At 48.4% G+C, this 5,305-nt stretch carries 4 protein-coding genes and 1 pseudogene; 4 read left to right on the top strand and 1 reads right to left on the bottom strand.

The genetic code is table 11. The features are described from left to right. The 4 genes from Q0668_RS14530 to Q0668_RS14545 form a co-directional block, all read left to right on the top strand. On the top strand, nt 1-2,082 hold a 2,082-nt coding region (locus Q0668_RS14530), incomplete at its 5' end, for a CocE/NonD family hydrolase (RefSeq protein ID WP_298865920.1). Between the two features lie 152 nt (nt 2,083-2,234). Beyond that, complete coding sequence (locus tag Q0668_RS14535; RefSeq protein WP_298865923.1) at nt 2,235-2,582, top strand: PadR family transcriptional regulator; 348 nt, start codon at nt 2,235-2,237, stop codon at nt 2,580-2,582. A gap of 1 nt (nt 2,583) precedes the next feature. Next, the gene (locus Q0668_RS14540) at nt 2,584-3,558 is read left to right on the top strand and encodes a carboxypeptidase-like regulatory domain-containing protein (protein WP_298865925.1); all 975 of its coding nucleotides are present in this window, start codon (nt 2,584-2,586) and stop codon (nt 3,556-3,558) included. 82 nt (nt 3,559-3,640) lie between these two features. Continuing rightward, nucleotides 3,641-4,924, top strand: coding sequence for a hypothetical protein (locus Q0668_RS14545; RefSeq protein ID WP_298865927.1), 1,284 nt, complete (start codon nt 3,641-3,643; stop codon nt 4,922-4,924). Nucleotides 4,925-5,071: 147 nt separating this feature from the next. Here Q0668_RS14545 and Q0668_RS14550 read toward each other — a convergent pair. Then, nucleotides 5,072-5,305: pseudogene (locus Q0668_RS14550) on the bottom strand (molybdate metabolism regulator); the annotation flags it as partial.

Genomic DNA, 5,305 nt, shown 5'->3' on the forward strand with positions numbered 1-5,305 from the left:
GTGGGCGGGCACACACACGTGAAAGGTCCCGATGATGTCTGGGGCGCTAAAACCATCTCCGAAAAACGCTGGGGTGTCGAATTTCTTCAAGTCGCGGCACTCACCCAACACCACGCAGGATCACACCCACTGAGCCGTTTGCTGACATTTACCGAAGGAAGCAACGAAGCCAAAGCCGATGTCTACCTGCATGAAGCCTCATATAAAAACAATCCTACCGGCTGGTACGAACCCGCTTCAACGACATTCAAATTGCGTCATAAATTCGTCGCCCCTCCGCCGATCAAACAAATGACGCCCTTCCCCAAAATCGCCAAAGTCTTCGATAAACCATATTCCAAAACGAAAAAGAATCGATCCACCCCAAAAAAGAAAAAGCAGAAACACCCGTCGATACAAGTCAAGACGGAACGCAATGTTGCCGTCCCCATGCGGGATGGTGTGATCTTACGCGCAAATGTCTTTCGCCCAAGCCAGGGAGGCCCCTACCCGGTACTTGTAGAACGCACACCGTATGGCAAGCGCAAGGGTGGCGTCGATCAATTTGTGAAGGCCGGTTACATTGTCGTCATACAGGATGCACGCGGCCGTTTTGATTCAGACGGTAAATGGGAATCATTCCTCCGGTTCAAGACACACGATGCAGAGGACGGATACGACACCGTCGAATGGGCGGCGAAACTACCCGGATCGAACGGTAAAGTGGGAACCTTTGGTGGCTCGTACAATGCCTTCCTGCAATGGCGACTCGCTCCACTCAGGCCCCCCGCTCTCGTCTGCATGACGGCATTCAGCATCCCCGCGCGCTATCTCGATTTGGAAGGCCCCGGCACCATTCGACCGGGACGAAGACTAAACTGGTGGATCACTGGAATGTCGCCTGATATGCGACACAAAGCAGGTCAGACAAATGCCCCGTCCAAGGCGGAACTGCGCAAACGATGGACCGCCGGCGAATCTGAAAAATGGCTCAACTTTCTGCCCTACCTCAATCTCCCACAAGAGGTGTTCGAAGCGGAAACCCAGGTCGTACACTATTGGCTCAAAAATCCACATACCGACCCCTGGAATTTGCACGCAGGTGTGAAGGAAATCACGGTTCCCAATCTGGACATCATCGGTTGGCACGACCATTGCAACGGTGATCTGCGGTTAAACAGAACGATGATGAGCGAAGCCAAGAGCAAAACAGCGCGCGAAAGTTCAAAGACAATCGTCGGACCCTGGTCACACGTAGGTCAGGGAAAAAGCCGCTATGGCAACATTGACTTTGGACCCAACGCACAACTTAACATAAAGGAATTACAAATTCGCTGGTTCGATTACTGGTTGAAAGGCAAACAGAATGGCATCGACAAAATGGCGCCCGTACGCCTGTTTGTAATGGGCGAGAACCAATGGCGCGACGAACGACAATGGCCTTTGAAAAGAGCAAAAGAAAAAGTGTTCTATCTCACAAGCAACGGTCACGCCAACACACCACGCGGCGATGGAAAACTCGTTTCTCAAAAACCTGCACAGGATATGCCCGATCGTTACACTTACGATCCCAAAAATCCTGTGCCTTCTTTGCATGGCCCGGCTCTATTTCAAATTCCCACCGACCAGCGTCCCTTGTCGAAACGCAAGGATATTCTCGTTTATCAAACAGAAAAGCTGGATAAGCGAATCGAAGTCACAGGAAATCCCATCGTGGAACTCTATGCAGCGTCATCAGCCCCCGACACCGATTTCTTTGTACGACTCATCGACGTCGCCCCAGATGGCATCGAACGAGATGTCTCCCTCGGCGTGGTACGCGCCAGATATCGCCAGGGATTAGACAAACCCAGCCTGCTCAAACAGGGTGAAGTAGTGAAGTACAGAATCCGCATGAACCCCACTTCCAATGCGTTCCTTCCCGGCCATCGTATTCGTCTCGACATCACCAGCAGCGATTTCCCCAATTACGACCGCAATCACAACACAGCCGCAGATCAAAACTCAGACGCCACACTAAAAAGTGCCAACCAAACCATACACCACGGCAACAAATACGAAACCAAAATCATCCTGCCCTGGATTGATAATGAAAACCAGTAGCGCACGGTGCCTCTCTGCGCTGGTATTGGCTCATCAGTTTTCAAAACTGGTGATCTTGGAATTCCAGCTAGAGACAAATTTACAAACCGTCCCCTTGACATTCTAGGGGAGCTCTGCCATACTCTCCCCTAGTCATTCTTTGGGAGATTGCTATGTCGGAAAAACGGAAAGCTGATTTATTACAGGGTACGCTGGATATGCTGATCCTGAAAAGCCTGATCGAAGGACCTCGGCACGGGTATGGGGTCGCCAAATGGATCCAGGTAACAACACAAGACGCATTAAAAATAGAAGAAGGTTCGCTCTACCCAGCCCTGCATCGCATGCAGAAACGGGGTTGGGTGATTTCGGAATGGGGTGTATCAGAAAGTAATCGCCGCGCCAAATTTTATCAATTGACGTCTGAGGGCCGCTCACAACTGACTACGGAAGTAAAAGCATGGGCGCATTTGGTTGATGCCATTAGTCTGGTCTTGAAATCGAATTTAGCGGAGGCCTGATATGATTCGAAACTGGTTTCGTACACTTTTAGCCTATTTACACTTGCCGCTTTTTGCACATACTGTCCGGGAAACGAATGAGATTCGCGAGGAAATCGAATTTCATCTCACGTCCAGCGTTCAAGAAAATGTTGACGCAGGGTTAAACGACCAGAAATCACAACAAGCAGCATTGGAACAGTTTGGCGATGTGGATTCGGTGGTTCGTGATTGTTGTAATGTTTCCATTTCAAGACATGTTTTCTGGCATCGTATTCATCAAGTCCTCACACTGGTTCTCGTCTGTGCTGTGGGATCGCTCTGGTTTTATACTCGTCCTAATTCAGCAGAGAACCCTGACCTTTCAACTCTGGCAGCGTCCGGGTATTCCGTAGCAGAAACCAGTGGTGATATCAGAGGCACTGTTGTTGCAGAGCATGGCAAACCGGTGAATGCAGCTCATGTATTGGCGGTGATCAAAACATGGCCACCTAACGGATTCAGACAGAATTCCTATACAGCAACCACGCGCGCTGACGGAACATTTATCATCAAAGACGTCTATCCGCCAGAGCAGGACTACGAAGTCCAAATCGCTGCGATTGCCGACGATCATCTTCTACAGTCAGAATATATCACAATGCAAAAAGGAACACTCGAACCATTTTGCTTTCAAATAAATAAAACTTCACCGTTCGTATTACGATTTGAATCCAGCGATGGAACTCCCATCGTCGGAGTCAGTGCGTTTCCCTTTGAACGCGTTGAAAACGATGGACACGAACACTCCGTGTATTTCTGCAGTGCTCAGCCAATCGTTCGCAAGTCAAATGCTGCCGGAAAAATTTCGATGCCTCACTTCTTACCGGGCGAGCAAGTCACTGTTTACGTTCGGTTTCCTGACAGTGACTGGCAACAACGACGATTAACAGTACCCGATAATGCAAACGATGTCGTGCTGACCCCCCGATTGAAAAACCAACTTGACGACGGATAGTAATTCTAAGTTTTAAAATGATCACTCACTAATTGCGTAAAAGATACGCGCAGATAAAATGATATTTTAAAAGGAACAGGCAATGTTACATCATTCCCGATTCATCATCACCTTGACAACCCTCGCCCTGATTGCAACGGGATCTATCTACGCACAAGAGACCCCTCAATTGCTGAAAGACAGTTTTGAAGAGGGGAAAACGGCCCCCGATGGTTGGAAACGTGGTGCGAATCTACAAGGTGTAAGATATATTTATGACAGGGGGCGCGGGAATACAGGACAGCGCAGCCTGTGTTTGCAAAAAACAGCCAAACGTTATTTTCCCATTGCACAGTGGTCACGCATACTGCCTCTGACTGGACAGCCAAAGTCTCTGAAAGTCTCTTGCCAGATTCGAGCAGAGAAAGTCACGAAAGCTATCGTTGATGTTGTTTTCCTGGACAAAAATCAAAAACGAATCAGCCACAAGTGGGCAAGCTATATCGGAGAAAAACAAGCCGGCGATAAACCCGTGCAACATAATTGGAAAGAATATTCGGGCGTTGTTTCTGTCCCGGAAAAAACAGCACAATTCGAAATGGCGCTACAGATTTATGGCCCCGGGAAAGTTTGGTTTGATGATCTCGAAGTGACAGTTGTGAAATCAAACACGTCTGCCACAAACAAGCCAGCGATTCAAAAGGATAAGAATGAAATCGAAATCAAAGTCGGGAAAGGAATAGGGCGTTATCTGTTAATTTCACCAGACACAAAACAGGCTGCCAGTAAAGAACGCGCATTACTGCTGGTATTACCTGGAGGAGATGGCTCTGGATCGTTCCACCCGTTTGTCAAACGTATTTACGAAAATTCGCTTAGCGAAGACTTCGTGTTAGCGCAACCGATTGCCAAAATGTGGACACAATCACAGAAGATTATCTGGCCCACCACGAACAGCAAAATAGACTCTATGAACTATACAACCGAAGAACTGGTGGGGGCTGTTATCAAAGATGTGAGTCAAAAAACGAAAATCGATCCCAGCCGAATCTATTTATTGGCCTGGTCGTCAGGAGGACCTGCGGCCTACGCGACCTTATTACAGAAACAGACGACAGTCAGCGGTGCGTTCATTGCGATGTCTGTCTTTAAACCGAATCAACTGCCCGATTTATCCAACGCGAAACATCGCAGCATCTATATATTACACTCACCGCAAGATAAAGTATGCCCCTACCCGATGGCGAAAGCCGCCCGGGACTCACTCTCCAAAGCAAATGTGCGAACGACTCTGGTTGAATACCAGGGCGGTCATGGCTGGAAAGGAAATGTCTACACAAATATTCGCCAGGGCATCGATTGGTTAGAAAAAACAAAAGCACCATGACACTGAACTAGCCAGTGCTTAATAGAGACAAAAGTGTTTCCGTTATTCTCTCAAACAAGCTCTTAATTCCCCTTCAATCCTCCACCAGCGCCTTGGTCAACGCTTTACCTTCGGCAGTAGGACGTTTAACTCACCAAAGTGATATGATCACGCGGCATCCACGACTCTTTGGATTGCTGTAAGAGTTTCAGTCGAATATTCGCGGACGCCTGGGTGTGACTGACGGCGGATCGCAATATTGACGTACTGTTTTGCATCCGCGTCAATTGTGCCTTCGTCCATAAGTTGTCCTAGGACTGTTGCGATAATCGTCGTATCCAGAGTGAACATGTCATAGTGATCAGCTAAAAATGCTTCAGATGGATTGGACAGGTCACGTTG

The organism is uncultured Gimesia sp., from assembly GCF_937910335.1.
In the GTDB taxonomy this organism is placed as follows: Bacteria; Planctomycetota; Planctomycetia; order Planctomycetales; family Planctomycetaceae; genus Gimesia.